Source organism: Streptomyces sp. NPDC059452, assembly GCF_042750035.1.
GTDB lineage: Bacteria > Actinomycetota > Actinomycetes > Streptomycetales > Streptomycetaceae > Streptomyces.
This window is the reverse complement of sequence record NZ_JBHYVE010000018.1, coordinates 132,907-156,022: the sequence shown is the minus strand read 5'-3', so window position 1 is coordinate 156,022 and position 23,116 is coordinate 132,907. Positions and strand designations below refer to the sequence as shown.

General features: G+C 72.8%; 14 protein-coding genes. 5 read left to right on the top strand and 9 right to left on the bottom strand.

Annotated elements, in window-relative coordinates; genetic code table 11:
* The first annotated feature begins 61 nt into the window (after positions 1-61).
* The gene (locus ACFW9Z_RS23570; RefSeq protein WP_384644093.1) at positions 62-2,341 is read left to right on the top strand and encodes a tetratricopeptide repeat protein; all 2,280 of its coding nucleotides are present in this window, start codon (positions 62-64) and stop codon (positions 2,339-2,341) included.
* A gap of 301 nt (positions 2,342-2,642) precedes the next feature.
* On the top strand, positions 2,643-4,271 hold the full coding sequence (locus tag ACFW9Z_RS23565) for a phytoene desaturase family protein (protein WP_384644091.1): 1,629 nt from the start codon (positions 2,643-2,645) through the stop codon (positions 4,269-4,271).
* A 3-nt stretch (positions 4,272-4,274) separates the two neighbouring features.
* Here the strand turns inward: ACFW9Z_RS23565 and ACFW9Z_RS23560 are convergent, their stop codons facing one another.
* Both ACFW9Z_RS23560 and ACFW9Z_RS23555 read right to left on the bottom strand, forming a co-directional pair.
* The gene (locus ACFW9Z_RS23560; protein ID WP_384644090.1) at positions 4,275-5,441 is read right to left on the bottom strand and encodes an SGNH/GDSL hydrolase family protein; all 1,167 of its coding nucleotides are present in this window, start codon (positions 5,439-5,441) and stop codon (positions 4,275-4,277) included.
* 232 nt (positions 5,442-5,673) lie between these two features.
* Entirely contained in the window at positions 5,674-7,572 is a 1,899-nt protein-coding gene (locus ACFW9Z_RS23555) for a serine hydrolase (protein WP_384644088.1), read from the bottom strand.
* A gap of 223 nt (positions 7,573-7,795) precedes the next feature.
* Between ACFW9Z_RS23555 and ACFW9Z_RS23550 the strand changes: the two genes are divergently transcribed.
* Both ACFW9Z_RS23550 and ACFW9Z_RS23545 read left to right on the top strand, forming a co-directional pair.
* The gene (locus ACFW9Z_RS23550; RefSeq protein WP_384644086.1) at positions 7,796-8,905 is read left to right on the top strand and encodes an NAD(P)H-dependent flavin oxidoreductase; all 1,110 of its coding nucleotides are present in this window, start codon (positions 7,796-7,798) and stop codon (positions 8,903-8,905) included.
* Between the two features lie 32 nt (positions 8,906-8,937).
* Positions 8,938-10,488 (top strand): acyl-CoA synthetase, encoded by a 1,551-nt coding sequence (locus ACFW9Z_RS23545; protein ID WP_384644149.1) that lies wholly within the window; start codon positions 8,938-8,940, stop codon positions 10,486-10,488.
* A gap of 57 nt (positions 10,489-10,545) precedes the next feature.
* Here the strand turns inward: ACFW9Z_RS23545 and ACFW9Z_RS23540 are convergent, their stop codons facing one another.
* A complete protein-coding gene (locus ACFW9Z_RS23540) occupies positions 10,546-12,960 on the bottom strand; it encodes an acylase (RefSeq protein ID WP_384644085.1) in 2,415 nt (804 codons plus the stop codon).
* Between the two features lie 173 nt (positions 12,961-13,133).
* Between ACFW9Z_RS23540 and ACFW9Z_RS23535 the strand changes: the two genes are divergently transcribed.
* Positions 13,134-14,633: an acyl-CoA synthetase gene (locus ACFW9Z_RS23535; protein WP_384644083.1), complete on the top strand. Its 1,500-nt coding sequence runs from the start codon at positions 13,134-13,136 to the stop codon at positions 14,631-14,633.
* Between the two features lie 105 nt (positions 14,634-14,738).
* On the opposite strand, the gene ACFW9Z_RS23530 is transcribed toward ACFW9Z_RS23535, so the two are convergent.
* The 6 genes from ACFW9Z_RS23530 to paaK form a co-directional block, all read right to left on the bottom strand.
* A complete protein-coding gene (locus ACFW9Z_RS23530; protein ID WP_384644081.1) occupies positions 14,739-16,592 on the bottom strand; it encodes a glycosyl hydrolase family 18 protein in 1,854 nt (617 codons plus the stop codon).
* 233 nt (positions 16,593-16,825) lie between these two features.
* The gene (locus tag ACFW9Z_RS23525; protein WP_384644079.1) at positions 16,826-18,913 is read right to left on the bottom strand and encodes a HelD family protein; all 2,088 of its coding nucleotides are present in this window, start codon (positions 18,911-18,913) and stop codon (positions 16,826-16,828) included.
* A gap of 96 nt (positions 18,914-19,009) precedes the next feature.
* On the bottom strand, positions 19,010-19,762 hold the full coding sequence (locus ACFW9Z_RS23520) for an amino acid ABC transporter ATP-binding protein (RefSeq protein ID WP_384644077.1): 753 nt from the start codon (positions 19,760-19,762) through the stop codon (positions 19,010-19,012).
* Positions 19,759-20,637 carry an amino acid ABC transporter permease gene (locus ACFW9Z_RS23515; protein ID WP_384644075.1) on the bottom strand — a complete coding sequence of 293 codons (879 nt, stop codon included), beginning with the start codon at positions 20,635-20,637 and terminating at the stop codon, positions 19,759-19,761. The genes ACFW9Z_RS23520 and ACFW9Z_RS23515 overlap by 4 nt, the downstream gene beginning before the upstream one ends.
* On the bottom strand, positions 20,634-21,518 hold the full coding sequence (locus tag ACFW9Z_RS23510) for an ABC transporter substrate-binding protein (RefSeq protein WP_384644073.1): 885 nt from the start codon (positions 21,516-21,518) through the stop codon (positions 20,634-20,636). Before ACFW9Z_RS23510 ends, ACFW9Z_RS23515 begins: the two co-directional genes overlap by 4 nt.
* A gap of 216 nt (positions 21,519-21,734) precedes the next feature.
* Positions 21,735-23,030, bottom strand: coding sequence for a phenylacetate--CoA ligase PaaK (gene paaK / locus ACFW9Z_RS23505; RefSeq protein ID WP_384644071.1), 1,296 nt, complete (start codon positions 23,028-23,030; stop codon positions 21,735-21,737).
* Positions 23,031-23,116 lie beyond the last annotated feature (86 nt).

The following is a 23,116-nucleotide window of genomic DNA, read 5'->3' as shown; positions in this document are numbered from 1 at the left end:
GGACACGGGCCGGGGAGGGTGCAGCGCCGGCAGCGGGGACAACGGGGGCGAGAAGCGGCAGATGGCGGAGAGCAGGCTGATCCAGAGCCGGTACCGGCTGCTCGATCTGATCGGGCGCGGGGGCATGGGCGAGGTGTGGCGGGCCCGTGACGAGTCGCTGGGCCGCCTGGTCGCCGTCAAATGCCTCAAACCCATGGGCCCCCAGCACGACCAGGCGTTCACCCGCATCCTGCGCGAACGCTTCCGCCGCGAGGCCCGGGTCGCCGCCGCCCTCCAGCACCGGGGCGTCACCGTCGTCCACGACTTCGGCGAGCACGAGGGCGTCCTCTACCTCGTCATGGAGCTGCTGGACGGGCAGAACCTGAGCCAGCTCCTGGCGGGGAACCAGCAGCGCCCGCTCCCCGTCGACCATGTCGTCGACATCGCCGAGCAGGTCGCCGACGCGCTCGGCTACACCCACCGGCAGGGCATCGTCCACCGTGATCTGAAGCCCGCCAACATCATGCGGCTGACCGACGGCACGGTGAAGATCTGCGACTTCGGCATAGCGCGCCTCGGCCACGACATCGGCGTCACCTCCCGCCTCACCGGCACCGGGATCGCCATGGGCACCCCGCACTACATGTCGCCCGAGCAGATCGGCGGGAAGGAGGTCGACCACCGCAGCGACCTGTACTCGCTGGGCTGTGTGCTGTACGAGATCGCCACCGGCGTACCGCCGTTCGACCTGGACGACGCCTGGGCCGTACTCGTGGGGCACCGCGACACCCAGCCCGAACCCCCGCGCACCCACCGCGCCGAACTCCCCGGCTTCTTCGACCGGGTCGTCCTGGACCTGCTGGCCAAGACCCCCGACGAGCGGCCCGCCGACGCGAGCGATCTGCGCCGCCGCATCGTGCTCGGCCGGACGGGGGAGCAGTCGGCCCCCGGGCCCGCGCACCCGTCGCCGGCCCTCCCCGGCACCTACCCCGGCCTGGCCCCCGCCGTTCCGCGCCCACGGCCCGAACTGCCCGCCTGGGCCCGGGACATGACCGCCGGACCCAAGGCAACCGGCGCCCCGGCCCCGGGAACCGGACTCCCGGACCCCGCCGCCGGACTGACCGTACGGTGGACCACGGCCACGAGCGCCACCCCCGCCTCCCCGCCCGGCACCGACGGCTCCGCCGTCCTCCCGCCCGCGCACCCCGTCCCCACCCCCGACCTGCTCACCGCGCTCGCGGGCCGCCACAGCGCGGGCATCGACCTGGGACGGCTGGGCCGCTGGGAGGAGGCGGGCGAGGTGCACCGCGCGGTCGCCGCCGAGCGCGAGAGCGTCCTCGGCCCCGACCACCCCGACACCCTCGCCAGCCGGTACGAGATCGGCTTCACCCTCAGCCGCACCGGCCGGGCCGCCGACGCGCTGCGCGAGTTCGGCCAGGTCGCCGCCGGGCGGGAACGCACCCTGGGCCCCGACCATCCGCAGACCCTCGCCGCCCGGCAGGAGACCGCGTACGTGCTCGGGCAGCTCGGCCGCCACTTCGAGGCCCACCAGGTCTACGCGGCGGTCCTCGCCGCCCGGACCCGCTCCATGGGCCCCGACCACCCGGACACCCTGCGCTGCCGCCACAACCTGGCCTTCAACCTCAGCCGGCTCGGACGGCCCGAGGAGTCCTGGCAACTGGCCCGCCAGGTGGCCGAGGACCGGGCCCGGCTGCTCGGCGCGACCCACCCCGACACGCTCGCCACCCGGTACGAAGTCGCCTACACCCTGGGGAGGCTGGGGCGCTGGGCGGAGGCCCTGGAGACCTACCAGGACGTCGCCCGGGCCCGCGCCGCCACCCTCGGCCCCGACCACCCCGACACCCTCGCCGCCCGCTACGAGGCGGGCATCAGCCTCGGCCGGCTCGGCCGCAGCGCGGAGGCCCTGGAGCTGTACCGGGCCCTGGTCGCCGACCGTACCCGGGTGGGCGGCCCGTCCGACGCCGAGACCCTGCGCGCCCGCCACGGACTGGGCGTCAACCTGGGGCGGATGGGGCGCTGGGAGGAGGCGCTGACCGAGGCGCGGGAGGTGTGCGCGATGCGGGGGAGCACGCTCGGCCCCGACCACCCGGACACGGTGATCAGCTGCCGCGAGGTCGCCGTCGCCCTCGGCTGGCTCGGCCGGTGGACCGACGCCCTCACCGCCTACCGGCAGGTCGCCGAGGCGCGCGGCCGGACCCTGGGCCCCGACCACGCGGACACCCTGGCCGCCCGCCAGGACGAGGCGCACTGCCTGGACCGGCTGGGCCGGGCCGAGGAGGCCGCCGAGCTGTACCGCACCCTCGCCGCACACCGGGCCCAGAACGCGCTGCCGCCGCACTGAGGGGGCGCGCCGGGGCTTCCGGTGTTTCCGGGCCGCCGGGAGCGGGGTCCCGGTGTTTCCGGCCCGGCCGGGCGTGGTCGGTCCTGGTGGGGCCGGGCTGGATGTTGTCGGGCCGGGCCCCTGCGTCTCCGGCCAGCCCGGGCGCGCGTACCGGGCACGCGCACCAGGCACGCATCGGGCGCGCACCGGGCACGCGCACCAGCCCCACCGCCTCCGACCGGCGGCCCGAGCAGGCGCGCGACCTGCTGAAACCGGCCCGGGACCTCTGGCCGGGACGGAGCCCCGCATGTTACGAAGGTGCATGCCCGCACCTGAGCCGTCCGCACCCCGGTCCTCCGCACCTCAGCACTCCTCCGCACCCCGGGAGCTCTCCGCACGGGTGCCCGGCGCGCCCGCCCGGGACCGCTACGACGCCGTGATCGTCGGCGGCGGCCACAACGGCCTGGTCGCCGCCGCCTATCTCGCCCGCGCCGGACAGTCCGTCCTCGTCCTGGAGCGCCTGGACACCACCGGGGGAGCGGCGATCTCCACCCGCCCCTTCGCCGGGGTCGACGCCCGTCTCTCGCGCTACTCCTATCTGGTCTCCCTGCTGCCGCAGAAGATCGTCCGCGACCTCGGCCTCGACTTCGCCGTACGCAAGCGGACCGTGTCCTCGTACACCCCGGCCCTGCGCGACGGACGCCCCACCGGACTCCTCGTCGGCGGCGACCGCACCCGCGAGTCGTTCGCCGCGCTCACGGGCGGCGAGCGGGAGTACGCGGCCTGGCAGCGCTTCTACGCCATGACACAGCGCGTCGCCGAACGGGTCTTCCCCACCCTCACCGAACCGCTCCCCGACCGGGACGCCCTGCGCGCCCGGATCGACGACGCGGAAGCCTGGCGGACGCTGTTCGAGGAGCCCATCGGGGTCGTCGTCGAGCGGAACTTCACCGACGACCTCGTACGGGGCGTGGTGCTGACCGACGCCCTGATCGGCACCTTCGCCGACGCCCACGACACCTCACTGCTCCAGAACCGGTGCTTCCTCTACCACGTGATCGGCGGCGGAACCGGCGACTGGGACGTCCCCGTCGGCGGCATGGGCGCCCTCACCGACGCCCTCGCCCGTGCTGCCCGTACGGCGGGCGCCGAGATCCGCGTACGGCACGAGGCGACCCGGATCGAGACCGACGGCACCCACGCCGAGGTCACCGTCCGCACACCCGAGGGCGAACACGTCGTCGCCGCCCGCCGCGTGCTGGTCAACGCGTCCCCGCAGGCGCTCGCCGCCCTCCTCGGCGAGACCCCGCCGGAGCCCGCCGAGGGCGCCCAGCTCAAGGTGAACATGCTGCTCACCCGGCTCCCGAAGCTGCGGGACCGGTCCGTCGACCCCCGGCAGGCGTTCGCCGGTACGTTCCACATCGCCGAGGGGTACGGGCAGTTGGCCGACGCCTACCGGGAGGCAGCGGCCGGACGGCTGCCCGCCGCCCCGCCGTCCGAGATCTACTGCCACTCGCTGACCGACCCCTCGATCCTCGGCCCCGACCTCGCCGCGCGCGGCTACCAGACCCTCACCCTCTTCGGCCTGCACGCCCCCGCCCGGCTCTTCACCGCCGACAACGACGCCGCCCGAGCCGCCCTGCTCAAGGCCACCCTGGCCGAGCTGGACGCCCATCTGGAGGAGCCGATCACCGACTGCCTGGCCCTCGACGAGAACGGCGAACCCTGTATCGAGGCCAAGACCCCGCTCGACCTCGAACGCGATCTGCGTCTGCCCGGCGGCCACATCTTCCACCGCGACCTCTCCTTCCCGTACGCGAGCGAGGCGACCGGCCGGTGGGGCGTGGAGACCGCCCACGCCAACGTCCTGCTCTGCGGGGCGGGCGCGGTGCGCGGCGGCGGGGTCAGCGGGGTGCCCGGCCACAACGCGGCGATGGCGGCCCTGGGTTAGGCACTACCGCAGGTGCCGGCGTTCGACTGCGGCCGCGATGGCGGTGTGGCCTGCGGGCCCCGGGTGCAGGCCGTCGCCGCTGTCGTACGCCGGCAGCAGCCGGGAGGGGCGGTCCGGGTCGCGGAGCGCGGCGTCGAAGTCGGCGACGGCATCGAAGATCCCGCCGCCGCGCACGGCCTCGTTGACCTGTCGGCGTACCGCGTCCTGCTCCGGTGTCCAGCGCGTCCACCCCTCGAACGGGGCGATGGTGGCACCCATCACCCGCAGCCCGGCGGAGCGGGCGCGCAGGGCCAGTTGGCGGTACGCGGCCACCATCCGCGACGGGTCGCGCTCGACGGGCACGTGGTGGAGGTCGTTGACGCCCAGGTGGATCAGGACCGTCCGCAGCCCCGGCAGCGAGAGGACGTCCCGGTCGAAGCGGGCCTGGCCGCTCACGCCGGAGCGGTCGTTGTCGAGCAGCAGCCGGTTGCCGCTGATGCCCAGGTTGGCGACGGCGGAGCCCGGCAGCCTGCGGGCCAGCTGGTCGGGCCAGCGGAGGTCGGCGTCGTCCGGTGTGCCGGTGCCCTCCGCGATGGAGTCGCCCAGCACGGCGAGGACCGGCCCGCGCGCCCCGGTCGTCTCGACCCCGGCCAGCAGGAGGACGGACCGGGTGCGGACGCCGTCGACGGTGTGCCAGGCGTGGGTGTTGCGGTGGAAGGAGAGCGGGCCCGTGGGGCCGGGCAGACGTGTCTCCACGGTCAGCAGGGCCCCGTCCGGCACCTGGAGACCCTCCACCGGGTCGCTGGTGAGGGACGCGCCCGCCGCCAGCCACTCCTGCCGCTGACCGGCGAAGGTGACCGGCCGCCCGTCGGCGGTCACCGGACCCACCAGCACCGGAGCGGCCCCGAAGGCGTGCGCGTACCGGAGTCTGACCTGCCCGCCCGCCGACAGCCGCAGCCGCGTGGTGCTCAGCCCGTCGGTGAGACCGGCGTACGCGACCGGGTCGGCCGTCGTGGGGGCGGTCTGCGCGGTGGCCCAGGAGGTGGTCCAGGGGGTGGCCGAGGGTGCGCGGCTGGGTGCGGACCGCGTGGCCGCGCGTGCGGCCGGGGCGGTGAGGGCCGCCCCGGCCCCGGCCGCCGCCGCGTACAGCAGACCCCGTCTCGCCGGTACGGGGAACCGGCCGCCGGTCACCGGGAGAGCACCCGGGCGGAGGGGGCGGTGCGCCGGACACTGCTCATGGGGTGTGCCTCCTGGGATCGGCCACGGGGAACGGGTGCGCCGAGCGGCTGCGCGCGGCCCGTACCATCCAACGGCCCCCGGATGAACCCGTGGTGACATCGTTCCGCTCCGGGCGCGACGCCATTGTGACGGCAGCGCCCGGCGGGCGGCGGCCCACCACGCGCGGCGCCGCCCGCCCCGCCGCTCAGTCGGCCGACAGCACCCAGCCCGCCGCCCCGATCCGCCCCGCGTCCCGGGGCCGGGCGGAGTCGAAGACCGTGACGCCGCCGTCCCGCACCCTCAGCGCGGCCACGTACGCGCCGCGCCCCACGTACAGCTGGTCCGTGGTGTAGCGCCACCGCAGCCGGACGCTCGTCCGCCGCCAGGCCGACAGGTCCGCCTCCACCCGGTGCCACACCCGCCCCGACCAGCCGGAGACCCACCCCTCCGGGTGCGGGCGCGGCTCCGGGCGGTGGTGGCCGGGGCCCGGGCCGACGGTGGTGAACGGCACCGGCCGCCACTCCTGCCCCGCCGACGCCTCCAGCACCTCCAGCACCAGCCGGTCGGAGCAGGGTTCGGTGTCCCACCACAGGGCGCACTCCAGCCGGGAGCGCACGGAGCCCAGGCGCAGTTCGGGCAGGGTCAGGGTGGCGGTGGACGCGCTCGCCATCCCGGAGAACCAGGCCGTCCGCCCCCGTTCCGGCCGGACCGGGACGGCCCGGGCCAGCTGGTTGGCGGTCGCCACCCGGGGCGCGCTGCCCGAGCGCCAGCTCCGTACGGGATGGACCGAGTTGCCCAGCACGATCAGAAACGTGTCGGTCGACGGGTCGAGCACCAGGCTGGTCCCGGTGAACCCGGTGTGGCCCGCCGTGCGCGGGGTGGCCATCGCCCCCATGTACCAGTGCTGGTAGAGCTCGAAGCCGAGGCCGTGCTCGTCGCCCGGGAACGCGGTGTTGAAGTCCGTGAAGAGCAGGTCGACCGAGTCCTCGGAGAGGATGCGGGCGCGTCCGTAGACGCCGCCGTTGAGCAGCGTACGGGCGAGGACGGCCAGGTCCCAGGCGCAGGAGAAGACCCCGGCGTGCCCGGCCACCCCGTCGAAGCTGTAGGCGTTCTCGTCGTGCACCTCGCCCCAGACCAGCCCGCGTTCCAGCCCGGACCACGGCAGCCGCGCGTCCTCCGTGGCCGCGATCTTCGGCTTCCAGGAGGCGGGCGGGTTGTAGCGCGTGCGGTGCATCCCGAGTGGAGCAGTGATCTCGTCGCGGAGCAGGGCATCCAGAGGGTGACCGGTGATCCGTTCCAGGATCAGTTGCAGCGAGATCAGGTTCAGGTCGGAGTAGAGATAGGTGCTGCCCGGGGTGGACGCCGGGACCTCGTTCCAGAGCCTCCGGAGCTTCCCCTCCCGCGTCGGCTCCTCGTAGAGCGGGATCCAGGACCGGAAGCCGGAGGTGTGGGTCAGCAGCTGACGGACCGTGATGTCCTGCTTGCCGCCGCCCGCGAAGTCCGGAAGATACGAGGCCACGGCGGCCTCCAGCTCCAGCGTGCCGCGCTCGATCTGCTGCACCGCCAGGATCGAGGTGAACAGCTTGGAGATCGAGGCCAGGTCGAAGACGGTGTCCTCGGCCATCGGGATCTGCCTCTCCGCCGGGAACTCCACCCCGGTGTCCGTCGTCTCGTCGTACGCCGCATAGCGCACCGCCTTGCCGATCGGCCGGTGCAGCGCCACCGTGCCGCCCCGCCCGGCGAGCAGCACCGCGCCCGCGTACCAGGGGTGCTTCGGCGAGTCGGTGAGGTAGGCCTCCGCCTCCCGCACCAGTTGGTCCAGCGGCCCCTGGAGCAGCCCGGCGCGGGCCGCGCTGCCCCGCCGCAGTGTGGGCCGGTGCGCCCCTGATGCCATGTTCGCTCCCGCGTCCGTCGCCACCGGGCGGCCTGCGCCCGGTGCACCCCGTTCCGCCGCCCCCGCCAGGGGGATCGGCGCGAGGGCGAGCGCGCCGCCCAGCGCCAGTATCCCGCCGCCCAGCCTCCGGCGGCCGATGCCGCTCCTGGTGGTGGCTCGCGGGGGCCCGCCTGCTGCCGTGTCCCCGTTCTCCGCCGCGTACCCGGTCATCCGCAACCCCTTCCCGTAACCGGAGCGGACCACGGGCCGATCCCCGTACGAAGGCCCCGGTGTGAAAGTAACTTCCGAAATACCGCCGAGCAGTGAAAGTTCCTGCCGCCGCAGAGGTTACTGTCACCTCCGCCGCCCCGTACGCCCCCGGCCCCGCAAAGAATCTGACACCGCATCAGAAAATCTCTTCCCTCGGTTGTCCGGCTGCGGCATCCTGCCGCCCATGGAGACGGAGCTGAGCAGAGAACTGGGCATCGAGCACGCCATCTTCGGCTTCACGCCGTTCCCCGCCGTCGCCGCGGCCATCAGCAGAGCCGGCGGGTTCGGGGTGCTCGGGGCGGTCCGCTACACCGATCCGCAGGAGCTGGCCCGCGACCTCGACCGGCTGGACAAGCTCGCCGACGGAAAGCCGTACGGCCTCGATGTCGTGATGCCCGCCAAGAAGGTCGAAGGGGTCACGGAGGCGGACGTCGAGGCGATGATCCCGGCCGGACACCGGGGGTTCGTCCAGGAGCTCCTGACCCGCTACGGCGTGCCCGAGCTCGCCGAGGGGGAGACGTCCGGCTGGCGCATCACCGGCTGGATGGAGGAGGTCGCCCGCAACCAGCTCGATGTGGCCTTCGGCTATCCGATCAAGCTCCTCGCCAACGCCCTCGGCTCCCCGCCCGCCGACGTCATCGAGCGCGCCCACGCCCACGGGGTCCTCGTCGCCGCCCTCGCCGGGAGCGCCGAACACGCCCGCCGGCACGCGGCGGCGGGCATCGACGTCGTCGTCGCCCAGGGGTACGAGGCGGGCGGCCACACCGGCGAGATCGGCTCCATGGTGCTGGTCCCCGAAGTCGTCGAGGCCGTCGCCCCGCTGCCCGTACTGGCCGCCGGAGGCATCGGCAGCGGTGAGCAGGCCGCCGCCGGGCTCGCCCTCGGCGCCCAGGGCGTCTGGCTCGGCTCCCTCTGGCTCACCACCGAGGAGGCCGACCTGCACTCGGCGGCCCTCACCCGCAAACTCCTCGCCGCAGGCTCCGGCGACACCGTCCGCTCCCGCGCCCTCACCGGGAAACCCGCACGTCAGCTCCGTACCGCATGGACGGACGCCTGGGACGACCCGGCCGGACCCGGCACCCTGCCCATGCCGCTCCAGGGCCTGCTGGTCGCGGAAGCCGTCTCCCGGATCCAGAAGTACGAGGTCGGGGAGCTGCTCGGCACCCCCGTCGGGCAGATCGTGGGCCGGATGACCAGCGAACGGAGTGTGCAGGCGGTCGTCGACGACCTGACGCGTGGCTTCGAACGGGCCGTCACCCGCCTCCACCGCATCGCCGGAAGGAGCGCCACATGAACCAGCCGGACCAGGTGAACCAGCCAGACCGTGTGAACCAGCCGCCCAACGGCTTCTGGGCCCAGGCCGCCGCCGACCCCGACCGGACCGTCCTCGTCGCGCCCGGCGGCGAGGAGTGGAGCGCGGGGCGGCTGCACGCCGACGCCAACCGCATGGTCCACGGGCTGCGCGCGGCGGGCCTGCGCGAGGGGGACGCGTTCGCCGTCGTCCTGCCCAACGGCACCGAACTCCTCACCGCCCACCTCGCCGCCTCCCAGGCCGGTTTCTACCTGGTGCCGGTCAACCACCACCTGGTCGGCCCCGAGATCGCCTGGATCGTCGCCGACTCCGGCACGCGCGTGCTGATCACCCACGAACGCTTCGCGGCCGCCGCGACCACCGCCGCCGATGAGGCCGGGCTCCCGGAGAGCCACCGCTACGCCGTCGGCACCGCCCCCGGCTGCCGCCCCTACGCCGAGCTGCTCGACGGCCACCCCGCCACCCCTCCGGAGCACCGAACCCTCGGCTGGGTCATGAACTACACCTCGGGCACCACCGGCCGCCCGCGCGGCATCCGCCGCCCCCTGTCCGGCAGGCTCCCGGAGGAGACGTACCTCGGCGGCTTCCTCGGCATCTTCGGCATCCGGCCGTTCGACGGCAACGTCCACCTGGTCTGCTCACCGCTCTACCACACAGCAGTGCTCCAGTTCGCGAGCGCCGCTCTCCACATCGGCCACCCGCTCGTCCTGATGGACGGCTGGGCGCCCGAGGAGATGCTGCGGCTCATCGACGCCCACCGCTGCACCCACACGCACATGGTTCCCACGCAGTTCCACCGGCTCCTCGCGCTGCCCGACGAGGTGAAGGCCCGCTACGACGTCTCCTCCATGCGCCACGCCATCCACGGGGCCGCCCCCTGCCCCGACCACGTAAAACGCGCCATGATCGACTGGTGGGGGAGCTGCGTCGAGGAGTACTACGCGGCCAGCGAGGGCGGCGGCGCGTTCGCCACCGCCGAGGAGTGGCTGAAGAAGCCCGGAACCGTCGGCAAGGCCTGGCCGATCAGCGAGCTCGCCGTCTTCGACGACGACGGAAACCGGCTGACGGCCGGTCAACTGGGCACGGTCTACATGAAGATGAGCACCGGCGGCTTCAGCTACCACAAGGACGAGACGAAGACCCGCAAGAACCGCATCGGTGACTTCTTCACCGTCGGCGACCTCGGTGTCCTGGACGCGGACGGCTATCTCTTCCTCCGCGACCGCAAGATCGACATGATCATCTCGGGTGGCGTGAACATCTACCCCGCCGAGATCGAGTCCGCCCTGCTCACCCACCCCGCCGTCGCGGACGCCGCCGCCTTCGGCATCCCGCACGCCGACCGGGGCGAAGAGGTCAAGGCCGTCGTCGAACCGGCCGAGGGGTACGAGGCGGGGGACGCGCTCGCCGCCGGACTCCTCGCCCACTGCGAGCAGCGGCTCGCCGGCTACAAACGGCCCCGCTCCATCGACTTCATCGCCGCGATGCCCCGCGACCCCAACGGCAAGCTCTACAAACGGCGACTGCGCGAACCGTACTGGGAAGGCCACGAACGGCCCCTGTAGGAAGCCCGGTTCCGTGAGAGGCATCGCACCTCTCACGGAACCGGGCCCATCAACCGGTCAGCGCCGCTCGTGCACCCGCACCACCCGCAGGTGCGGCGAGCGGGCGATGTCCTTCTCGCAGAACCGGGACGTCACCCAGCGCTCACCCGCGTACAGCCGCGTCTGGTCGCTGTAGTGCGGCGAGTTCGGGTTCGACGACTGGGAGTACGAGAGCAGCGTCCGGGCCACCGGGCACCGGCTGCCGTCCCAGCCGACGGCCTGGATGTAGCTGGAACCGCTCGCCACCTCGGTGTAGCCCCCGGCCGCCGGGTTCCACACCGGTTCGATCTTGTTCCAGATGCCGAGCGACTCCGTGCCGCCGTTGACCGGGATGCGCTTCCCGTTCCGTACGACGAACTGGTGCTTGCCCAGCGGAGCGTCCAGGGCGATGCCCGCCGCCCGCAGCTCCGTCACGGTGTCGGCCAGGGCCCTGCCCAGCCCGGGGGCGGCGGTGTTCAGGCCACGCGGAGTACGTACCGGATCGGCTGGGTCGAACGGCACCTGCCACAGCTCGGCGGCGGGCACCGCCGAGGCCTTGCGCCAGAACCGGTCGAAGAGCAGCGCGCCCCTGCTGTCGCTGTCCACGCTCCGGTCCCACCGCCGCACCACCGGGCAGGCCGCCGACACGTCGACCGCCGACCCGCCACTGCCCACGGCCGTCCCGCCGGGCAGCGCCGCGCACCACTTCGCCACATCGGCCGCGACCAGATCCCCGGTCGGCGCCCGGTTCGCGAACTGCTGGCCCTCCAGGTCCCCGACGCGCAGCTTCCCCCGCTCCGCCATCGCCGCGACATCCTCGATCGCACCCCGGGTCCGGATCGACCGCTGGGTGGCGATCGTGCCGAAGACCCGCTCATAGCCGGTCAGCGGCCGGTCGGCGTTGGTCAGCCAGGCGCTGTCGTTGGAGTTCTCGACGTACGGGGTGTTCTTGAGCGTGGGCATCCGGCCCGGCCCGAAGATCCCCGGCTGGAGCGCGTCCCGGTCGCTCCCGAGCGCGCACGCCTGCGTCGATCCGTCCAGCACCGCGAGCCCGGCGGTCGGGTAGGTGGCCCGGCCCAGCGGGGTCGAGCAGCGGGCGGCCAGCTCGTCGGTGATCCTCGGCACCACCTGCGACTGGGAGAAGTACGTGTTCCCCGATCGGTCGGCGGCGATCGTGTTGACCCAGGGCAGCCCCTGGGTCCGCCGGAGCGACCGCTCGATCCCGGCGGTGGAGCGGGCCTTGCTGAAGCCGAGCGCGGTGTCGGCGGCGCGCAGGTTGCCGGCGTTCGGGTCGTTCAGCGCGTACGCGGTGGTCGCCGTCCAGGGCAGCGGCAGTTCCGCACCGAGCGAGGTGACCACCGGGCCGTACCGGGTCCACCACTGGGTCCGGGTCACCGGGTCGGCGCCCTTCACCGGAACGGTGACCGTGCGCTGCGTCATCCGGTGCGGCTTCCCGTCCACCAGATAGACCGTGGGATCGGCCGGATCCAGCGTCAGCTGATGCAGGTTCATCGGGACGCCGGTCGAGACCGTGTGGCTCCACGCCACATCCGCGTTGTGCCCGATCGAGACCGTCGCCGAGCCCAGCAGCGAACCGCCTGCCACGTTCAGCTCACCGGGGATCGTCTGCTGCGACTGCCAGAACCGGCGGCCGCCGTCCCACGGGTAGTGCGGATTGCCGAGGAGCAGCCCGCGCCCGTTCGCCGTCGTGGACCCCTGGAAGGCGACCGCGTTGGAGCCCTTGTCCGAGTTCTGCGGCGACAGCAGCCGCTCGGCCGCCGCTGCCGCCTTCTCCGGGGTGATCCCGGCGGGGGGCGGTGCGACCGTCGGCGGCCGGGCGGCCGTGATGCTGTCGATGGCGCGCCCCTGGCCGCCGAGCACCGACAGGGCGAAGCCGTGCGTGGCCACGTCCAGCGCGGTGACCGGCCGCACCCAGGAGGCGCCCCGGCAGGCGGGGTCGGTGGTGCGGTTCTGCGCGATCCAGGCGTTGTACCCGGCGGCGAACCCGCGCATCGCCTCCTTGGCGGCCCGGCTCGGACCCGCCGGAGCGGGCACCTTCAGCAGCTTCTCCACGGTGCCGCTGTCCCGGACGCCCCGGAAGTACAGATCGCTGGAGAGGTTGTTCCTGGAGGAGGAGAGCGAACCGTCCGGGGCCGCGTCCGGGCCGAAGAACTTCGACCGCTCCCCGCGCACCGTGACGAACCCGTCCGCCAGGGTGCACACCTGGTCGGCGGCCTGCGCCCAGCCGGTGCCGAAGCCCAGGTTCGCGTAGTCCTTCGCCACGATGTGCGGAATGCCGTACTCGGTGTACCGGACGGTGGCGGACAGCCCGCCGCCCGCCGGATGTCGGGTCTCCGGCGCTCCGGAGGCGGCGGCCGGCGGCAGCGACGCCGACACGGTGAACAGGGCGAGTCCGGAGACCGCGAACAGTCTCAGGCGGTTACGGAAGGTCAAGGGTGTTCCTCCCAACAAGGCGGACGGCCGGGGTGGTTGCCCGCTTCCGCGGACAGCCACGCGTCACTCAGTCAGGACGCCCCGCCCCTGTCAACCGGTTGATCGGTATCCAGCCGTTCGACACTCCACGACAGCCCCTTGACCCGCCGGGCCCGGCCGCACAGGATCACGCCATGACCGGTGTACGCAGCAGTACCGTCGACGGTGTCCTCACCCGCAGCGCCCGCCGCACCCCGGAAGGGACCGCCGTACGGTACGGGGAACGGGCCTGGACCTACCGCTCCCTGGAAGCCGCGGTCTCCACCGCCGCCGCCGTTCTGACGGGGGAGCACGCGCTGCGCCCCGGCGACCGGGTGGCCTCGTACGCCCACAACTCCGACGTCTACCTGATCGCCTTCCTCGCCTGCGCCCGGGCCGGGCTCGTCCATGTCCCCGTCAACCAGAACCTCACCGGGGAGGACCTGGCCTACCTCCTGGACCAGTCCGGCTCCGCCCTCGTCCTCACCGACCCGGACCTCGCCGGGCGGATTCCCGCAGGCCGTCCCGTACGGGCACTGCGCGACGCGCCGGGATCGCTCCTCGACGCCCTGGCCACCGAGCGGCCCTTCACCCCGGAGCACGCGCCCGGCGCCGACGACCTCGTGCAACTGCTCTACACCTCCGGGACCACGGCCCTCCCCAAGGGCGCGATGATGACCCACGGGGCCCTGGTCCACGAGTACGTCAGCGCGATCACCGCCCTCGGCCTGGCCCCCGGCGACCGGCCCGTCCACTCGCTGCCGCTCTACCACTCCGCCCAGATGCACGTCTTCCTGCTGCCGTACCTGGCGGTCGGCGCGGAGAACACCATCCTGGACGGGCCGGACGCCGGGCGGATCCTCGACCTGGTCGAAGCGGGGCTGGCCGACAGCCTGTTCGCCCCGCCCACCGTCTGGATCGGCCTCTCCAACCACCCCGATTTCGCCACCCGCGACCTCACCGGGCTGCGCAAGGCGTACTACGGGGCGTCGGTCATGCCCGTACCCGTCCTGGAACGGCTGCGCGCCCGCCTGCCGGAGCTGGCCTTCTACAACTGCTTCGGCCAGAGCGAGATCGGCCCGCTCGCCACCGTCCTCGGCCCCGACGAGCACGAGGGCCGGCTGGAGTCCTGCGGCCGCCCGGTCCTCTTCGTGGAGGCCCGGGTCGTCGACGAGGAGGGTCGCGAGGTCCCGGACGGCACTCCGGGCGAGGTCGTCTACCGCTCACCGCAACTGTGCACCGGCTACTGGGACAAGCCCGAGGAGAGCGCGGAGGCCTTCCGCGACGGCTGGTTCCGCTCCGGAGACCTCGCGGTCCGCGACACCGAGGGCTACTTCACCGTCGTCGACCGGGTGAAGGACGTCATCAACTCCGGCGGGGTCCTGGTCGCCTCCCGTCAGGTGGAGGACGCCCTCTACACCCACCCCGCCGTCGCCGAGGCAGCGGTGATCGGCCTGCCCGACGAACGCTGGATCGAGGCCGTCACCGCCGTCGTCGTCCTGCGCGGCGAGGCGACCGGCACCGAACTGATCGACCACGCCCGCGAGAGGCTCGCCCACTTCAAGGCGCCCAAACGGGTCGTGTTCGTGGACGGGCTCCCGCGCAATGCCAGCGGGAAGATCCTCAAGCGGCAGCTGCGGGACCGGCTGGCCTGACGGGCCGCGCCCGCCGGGAACCGGAGAACCGGAAAACCGGAAAACCGGAAAAGAGGCCCGCCCTCCCCCGGGCGGGGGAGGGCGGGCTCGGGGCCGTACGGGAGATTACTTCAGGCCGTTGCTGATGGCCTTCACGAGTTCGCCGTCGGTGGTGTCACCGTTGAACTCCCAGAAGAACGCGCCACCCAGGCCCTGTTCCTTGGCCCACGCCATCTTGGTGCCGATGGTGGCCGGGGTGTCGTAGCTCCACCAGTTGTTGCCGCAGTGGGCGTACGCCGTGCCGCCGATGGTGCCGGTGGCCGGGCAGGTGGTCTTCAGGACCTTGTAGTACTGGTTGCCGGGCTCGATGCCGGCCGCCGGGCCGGTGGCGCTGCCGCCGGGGGCGGACTGGGTGACGCCGGTCCAGCCGCGGCCGTAGAAGCCGATGCCGAGGAGCAGCTTCTCGGCCGGGACGCCCTTGGCCCTCAGCTTGGCGATCGCGTCGGCCGAGTTGAAGCCCTGCGCCGGGATACCGGGGTACGCGGTCAGCGGGGAGTGCGGGGCGGTCGGGCCCTGCGCGGACCAGGAGCCGAAGTAGTCGTACGTCATCACGTCGTACCAGTCGATGTACTGCGCCGCGCCGCCGTAGTCGGCCGCGTCGAGCTTGCCGCCGTTGGAGCCGTCGGCGGTGATGGCCGCGGTGAGCAGGTTGTCCGGGCCGAACTCGGCGCGCATGGCCTGCATCATGTTCTTGATCGCGGCCGGGCCGCTGTTGTCACAGGTCAGACCGCAGGCGTTGGGGTACTCCCAGTCCAGGTCGATGCCGTCGAAGACATCGGCCCAGCGCGGGTCCTCCACCAGGTCGTGACAGGACTTCGCGAAGGCGGCGGGGTTCTGGACGGCCTGGCCGAAGCCGCCGGACCAGGTCCAGCCGCCGAAGGACCAGAGGATCTTGATGTGCGGGTACTCCGCCTTCAGCTTGCGCAGCTGGTTGAAGTGACCCCGCAGCGGCTGGTCCCAGGTGTCGGCGACACCGTCGACCGAGTTGGCGGCGGTGTAGGTCTTCTCGTAGTCCTCGTACGCGTCGCCGATCGTGCACTTGCCGTTCTGCACGTTGCCGAAGGCGTAGTTGATGTGCGTGATCTTCTCGGCGGAGCCGGAGGTCACGAGGTTCTTCACCGTGTAGGAGCCCCAGTTGGTGAAGTAACCCAGGTTGATCTTGCCCCCGCCCGGGGTCTCGCCGTCGCCGCCGGTGGTGCGGACCGTCGTGGCGGCCGAGGCCGGGCCGGTCTGGTCGGCGGTGTCACGGGCGACCACGGTGTAGCTGTAGTTGGTCCCCGCGGTCAGACCGGTGTTGGTGTACGTGGTGCCGGTGACGGTCGCGACGGTGGCGCCGTCGCGCTTGACGTCGTAGTTCTTGATGCCGTTGTCGTCCGTGGCGGGCGCCCAGGAGAGCTTCACCGAGGTGTCGGTGATGTCGCTCGCGGTGGGCTTGCCCGGGGCGGAGGGGGCGTTGTCACCGGGGGTGGAGCCGTCGCAGGGGTTGCCGTTGAGCTTGCAGCCGGAGGGCGCGCCGGAGCCGGAGCCGTTGAACCCGAAGGAGACGGACGCGCCGGGGGCGAGGGTGCCGTTCCAGCCGACGTTCTTCGCGGTCCAGCGGTTCGCGGAGTTGGTGACGGTCGCGTCCCAGGCGGAGTTCACCTTGGTGTTCGCGGGGAAGTCCCACTCGACGGTCCAGGAGGAGAGCGTGGTGGTGCCGGTGTTCTTCACCGTCCACCTGCCCTCGAAGCCGGAGCCCCAGTCGGAGGCCTTGGCGTAGCTGGCGGTGGCCGAGGTGGCGGCTTCGGCGGGCGAGGCGAGGCCGACCATGGCGGCCAGCGGGAGGACCAGCGCGGTGGCGCCCGCGAGAGCCTTGGAGCGCTTGTTCGGGCCGGCGTTCCGCGGCGATCTGATACGGCGCCATCGTGGTTCGGTGCTCAAGGGGGGCTCCTCGGGTGACGTCCGGAGGGCAGGGGTGGGTCCCTGGCCCGACGACCCTGCGTGGCCTTGGGTACGCGGTGTCTCTTCGGTACCCCCGCAGTGTCTCCGCGACCCTAAGAAGGCCTAGACCAATCGTCAAGAGGTCTGGACCAAAAGATCGTTGAGCGTCCGAAGTGATCCGTCGGCTCGCGCGGCGCCGCTCCCGCCCGCGAGGCCCCCGGCGGCCTCGGGGGTCAGGTGCTCGGGTCACCGGCCGCACGGCACTGCGTGCCCCGGAGCCCGAGCGCGGACGGCAAGGGCCTGGAGTGGACGATACGGAGGTGGGAGACGGTCCGGGTGAGCGCCACGTAGAGGCGGTTGAGGCCCCGGGGTTCGGCGTCGACGATGGCCGCGGGCTCGACCACGACCACCTGGTCGTACTCCAGTCCCTTGGCGGCCGAGGCCGGCACCACGGTGACGCGCGCCCCGAGGGTGTCGGGGCCCGACGCCTGGACACCGGCCGCATCCAGGGCGTCGTGGAGCCCGCGCGTCTCGGAGTCGGCCGCGATCACGCCGATGGAGCCCGCGCGTTCCAGCGCCGTACGCACGGCCGCGACGGTCGCCGCCGCCGTGTCGCGCGTCGCCTCGATCCTCGCCTCGCCGTCGCGGCGCAGGGAGCGGGCGGGCGGTACGTCGACATCGAGGTGGTCCAGAAGGCGGTTGGCGAGTTCGGCGACGGCGCCCGGGACGCGGAGCCCCGCGGTGAGCGGGGTGGTGACGGCGTCCGGCTTGCCCAGGTGGGCCAGGAACCGCGCCCAGTCGCGGGCGGCCCACGGCGTCGTGCCCTGGGCCAGGTCCCCGAGGACGGTGAGGGAGCCGGAGGGGGAGCGGCGGGCGATGGCGCGGCACTGCATGGGCGACAGGTCCTGCGCCTCGTCGACCACGACGTGCCCGTAGCTGACGGGCCGCTCGATGAGCCCCGCGAGCTCGTCGAGCAGCACCAGATCGGCCGCCGACCAGCGGGCCGACCGGGCGGAGCGCGGCGGCCCGGGCCGCAGGAGGGCCTTCTGCTCGTCCGGTTCCAGGACACCGTCGGCCGCCGCTGCCAGGGTGTCCGGGTCGGTGAGCAGCCCGGCGAGGATCCGCTCGGGCCGCACGGTGGGCCAGAGGGCGTCGAGCAGGGCGGTGAGCGGGCGGGCCCGGGAGACCTTCCGCACCCAGGCGGGGGTACGGGGTCCGGCCCGGCGCTCGGCCTGCTGCTGGACGGAGCGGACGATACGGGTGCGCACCCGTTCGCGCCCCACGGCGTACGGCGGCTCCTCGGCCCGTACGTCCCGGACGATCCGCTCCACCTCGTCGGCGGACACCCGCCAGCGGTACGAGCCGTCCGGCAGGGCCAGAGGCCGTACGCGGTCGGCGCGCACATGTGCGTAGAGCGCGCGGCGCAGGACCCCGGCCATGCGGATGTCGTGCTTGAGGGCCGCCGCGGCGTCGCTGTCCTCGGCCCCGACCGGGTGGCGGGCGATCTCCTCGTCGAGCGTCGACTGCCGCACGCCCGTCTCACCGAGCGCGGGCAGGACTTCGGAGATGTAGGAGAGGAAGGCGCGGTTGGGGCCGAGGATCAGCATGCCGCCGCGCTGGACGCGCTGCGGACAGGTGTAGAGGAGGTAGGCGGCGCGGTGCAGCCCGACGGCGGTCTTGCCCGTGCCCGGGGCGCCCTGGACGCAGAGGGACGTGGTGACGTCCGCACGGACCAGCTCGTCCTGCTCGGGCTGGATGGTGGCGGCGATGTCGCGCATGGGGCCGATACGGGGACGCTCGATCTCCCCGGCGAGGATGCCGCTCTCCCGCGCCTCGCCCCTGCCCAGGTGCTCGTCCTCCAGGCCGGTCAGGTCGGGGGTGCCGCCGCGCCCGGCCGCCGACCAGCCGAAGCGGCGCCGTACGGCGAGACCGTGCGGGTCACGGGCGCTCGCCTGGTAGAAGGCGCGGGCGACCGGTGCGCGCCAGTCGATCACCAGCGGCGGTGCGGACGGATCGGGGGCGATGCGCATGCGCCCGATGTGGTACGTCTGCCCGGCGTGGTCGCCCGCCGCCGGGTCCCGGGCGAAGTCGAGGCGCCCGAAGAACAGCGGGCCCCCGGGCAGCTCCCGGAACTCCTTGGCCCGGCCGCGCAGTTGGCGGCCGAGCACTTCGGCATCGGCGCCGGAGGCGGATGCGTGTTCCCCGACGACGACCTGTTCCTGGGCGCCTTCGGCCATGGCGCGCAGCGCCGTCCGGCAGGTGTCGTGGTGGGCGCGTTCCTGGCTGAGCGTGTCACTGAGTACGGAGTCGGAGTTCGGCACCCCATGAGAATAGCGTTACTGGGTAATGTTTGTGACTAAATTGCTTTTCGTGGTCGGGTCAGGCGGGGTGACCGGGGCAGGCGTGGTGGCCCGGCCTCACAGTCGCCCCGCCTCCACGATCCGTCGCAGGAACTTCTGGGTGCGCTCCTCCCTCGGCGCGCCGAAGACCTCCTGCGGTGTGCCGCGTTCCAGCACCACCCCCGCGTCCAGGAAGCAGACCTGGTCGGCGACCTCGCGGGCGAAGGTCATCTCATGGGTGGCGATGACCATCGTCATGCCCTCGTCCTTCACCTCACGGACGAGGCTCAGCACCTCGCCCACCAGCTCCGGATCCAGGGCGGCGGTGATCTCGTCCAGGAGCAGCAGCCGGGGCCGTACCGCCAACGCCCGTACAATGGCCGTACGTTGCTGCTGCCCGCCGCTCAGCCGGTCCGGGTACTCGTCGGCCTTCGCGCCCAGCCCGAGCCGGTCCAGGAGCTCGCGGGCCTGCGACTCGGCCTCGGCCCGGGAGAGGCCGTGGACGCGCTGCGGGGCGAGCGTGATGTTCTGCAGGACGGTCAGGTGCGGGAAGAGGTTGTACGCCTGGAACACCACCCCGATCCGCCTGCGCACCGCGTCCGCGTCGACCCGGGGATCGGTGATCTCCTCGCCCTCCAGCCAGATCGCCCCGTCGTCGACCTCCTCCAGGAGGTTGGCGCAGCGCAGCAGGGTCGACTTCCCGGACCCGGAGGTGCCGATCAGCGCGGTCACGGTGTGCGGGGCGACCTCCAGGTCCACGTCCCGCAGGACGAGCGAGGTGCCGAACGACTTGCGGACAGCCTCCATCCGCAGCACGGGCGCTGTGCTCATACCAGTCCTCCCTGGGCCCGCCGCCGGTCCATCCGGGCCGTCACCCAGTCGGTGAGCCGGGTCATGGGGATGGTCAGCGCGACGAAGACCAGGCCCGCCACGACGTACGGGGTGTAGTTGAAGTCCTTGCTCGCGATGATCTGCGCCGCGTAGACGGCGTCGACCGCTCCGGCGATCGAGACGAGACCGGTGTCCTTCTGGAGGGACACCATGTCGTTGAGGAGCGGCGGCACCACCCGGCGCACCGCCTGGGGCAGGACGACGAAGCGCAGCGTCTTGCCGCTGCTGAGCCCCAGCGACCGGGCGGCGGCCCGCTGCGAGGGGTGCACGGACTCGATGCCCGCCCGGAAGACCTCGGCGACGTACGCCGAGTACGTCAGGACGAGCGCGGTACCGCCCAGCACGACCGGATCGGTCGTCACCCCCTCCAGACGCAGCGCGGGGATCCCGAAGACCACCATCAGCAGGCAGATGATGAGCGGTAGTCCGCGGAAGAAGTCCGTGTAGGCGGTGGCCAGCGCCCGGATCGGGAAGAACACCGGCCCGCGCAGCGTCCGCGCCACGGCCAGCAGCAGGCCGAACGCCAGCACGGCACTGCCGCACACCGCCAGCAGCCGCAGGTTCAGCCACAGGCCCTCCAGGACCTGCGGCAGCGCCACCCGCGCGTAGTGCGGGCTGAAGAACGTCTCCCGCGTACGGTCCCAGCCGGGCGACCCCGTGATCAGCAGGAACAGCACCACGCCCGTGACCAGCGTGCTGGTCGCGGCGATCGCCGTCGCCCGCCGGGTGCGGGCGCGCCGGTGGCGTTCGCGGGCGATCCGGCGCTCGGAGGGGACGTAGGTGTCCTCCCCGGGGAGCGTCTTGAACAGGGTCACTTGAGCACCGGCGCGTCGACGGCCTCGGAGAGCCACTCCTTCTCCAGGGCGGCGAGCGTGCCGTCCTCGCGCAGGGCGTCCACCGCGCCGCTCACGCAGGAGGTGAGCGTGGAGTCCTTGTCGAGGACGAGGCCGAACTGCTCCGGGTTCTCGGGAGAGTTCGGGAACTGGCCGACGACCTTCGCCTCGGGCACCTCGGCCCCGGTGATGTAGAAGGCGGTGGGCAGGTCCACCACGATGGCGTCCACCTGGCCGTTCTTCAGAGCCGACTTGGCGAAGTCGTTGCGCTGGTAGACGGCGGGCTTCGTGTCGGGCTTCACCAGGTCGTTGACGAAGTCCAGGCTGGTCGTGCCCACTTGGGCGCCCAGCCTCACCTTCTTCAGATCGACCACGCTCTTCGCCCCGGCCGCCTTCGACGACTTCAGGGCGACGACCGCCTGGCGCACGTCGTAGTAGCCGGAGGAGAACGCCACGGCCTTCTTGCGGGGTTCGCTGATGGAGACCTGGTTGATGTCGAAGTCGAACGTCTTGGCGCCGGGCGTGATCGCGCTGTTGAACGGAACGTGCTGCCAGACCACCGCATCGCGGCCGTAACCGAGCTGCTTCGCCACGGCGTACGCCACCGCCGACTCGAACCCCTTGCCGTTGGACGGCTCGTCGTCGGAGAACCAGGGGGCGTAGGCGGGCTTGTCCGTGCCGACGGTCAGCTTCCCCGGGACCTCGGTGGCGAGCCCGCCCGGTGCGCAGGCCTCGGCCGTCTCCCCGGACCGGCCCGACGCCTCCTTCTTCTCCTCCGGTTGCGGGGCGCAGCCGGTCAGGGCGGCGCAGAGGACGGCGGCGGAGCAGACGGCGGTGACCAGGGAACGGTTGGCGAGATGCATAGCGGGAGAGTGGCAGTGCCCGGGCCCCTCTGTCGAGATTTTCGAGCAGGTGTCCGCATAGTGGGAACGGGTGTTGCGGTGGTGTGAACAACAGGCCCGCCAGCAGGCATGATGTGTCCCTGGCTCACTCCGCGCCGGACTCCCGCAGACCCACGGTCACCGGATCCTCCTCACCCCGTGCCGGGCCCCGCAGGTCCACGATCCGCTCGATCCTCCTCACTCCGCGCCGGACTCCCGCAGGTCCACGATCCGCCGGATCTTGCCCACCGAGCGCTCCAGCGACTCCGGGTCCACGATCTCGACCCCCACCGACACCCCGACCCCGTCCTTCACCGCCACCGCGATCGCGAGCGCCGCCTTCTCCCGGTCGGCCGCCGTCGCGTCCGCCCGCGCCTCCGCCCGGACCGTCAGCGCGTCCAGGCGCCCCTGCCGGGTCAGCCGGAGCTGGAAGTGCGGGGCGACGGCGGGCGTACGCAGCACGATCTCCTCGATCTGGGTCGGGAAGAGGTTCACCCCGCGCAGGATCACCATGTCGTCGCTGCGGCCGGTGACCTTCTCCATCCGGCGGAAGGTCCGGGCCGTCCCCGGAAGCAGCCGCGTCAGGTCCCGGGTGCGGTAGCGGATGACCGGCATCGCCTCCTTGGTGAGCGAGGTGAAGACCAGCTCGCCCTCCTCGCCGTCCGGCAGCACCTCACCGGTGAAGGGGTCCACGACCTCCGGATAGAAGTGGTCCTCCCAGATGTGCAGCCCGTCCTTCGTCTCCACGCACTCCTGCGCCACCCCGGGGCCCATCACCTCGGAGAGCCCGTATATGTCGACGGCGTCGATGGCGAACCGGTCCTCGATCTCCCGGCGCATCGCCTCGGTCCACGGCTCCGCGCCGAAGATGCCCACCTTCAGGGAAGTCGTACGCGGGTCGACGCCCTGCCGCTCGAACTCGTCCAGCAGCGTCAGCATGTAGGAGGGCGTGATCATGATGATCTCGGGCCGGAAGTCCTGGATCAGCCGCACCTGGCGCGCCGTCATCCCGCCGGACGCGGGGATCACCGTGCAGCCGAGCCGTTCGGCCCCGTAGTGCGCGCCGAGGCCGCCGGTGAACAGCCCGTACCCGTACGCCACATGCACCTTGTGGCCGGGCCGGCCGCCCGCCGCGCGGATCGACCGGGCGACCACGTCCGCCCAGGTGTCCAGGTCCCGTTCGGTGTAGCCGACGACGGTCGGGAGCCCGGTCGTGCCGCTGGAGGCGTGGATGCGCCGGACGTCCCGCTCCGGCACCGCGAACATCCCGAACGGGTAGTTGTCGCGCAGATCGGCCTTGGCCGTGAAGGGGAAACGGGCCAGGTCGGCGAGTGTGGCGCAGTCCTCGGGCCGCAGCCCGGCCCCGTCGAACGCCGCCCGGTATAAGGGCACGTTCTCGTAGGCGTGACGCAGGGTCTGCCGCAGCCGTTCGAGCTGGAGGGCCTCCAGGTCCGCGCGGCCCAGCTGCTCCGCCGCGTCCAGCATGGCCGTCATAGGGGCCCTTCCTCTCCCGAAGCGGGCGACCGATCATTCGGTCGATCTTCCTGGGAGCAGTAATTCAGGCGGCCGGGTCCGCTGGC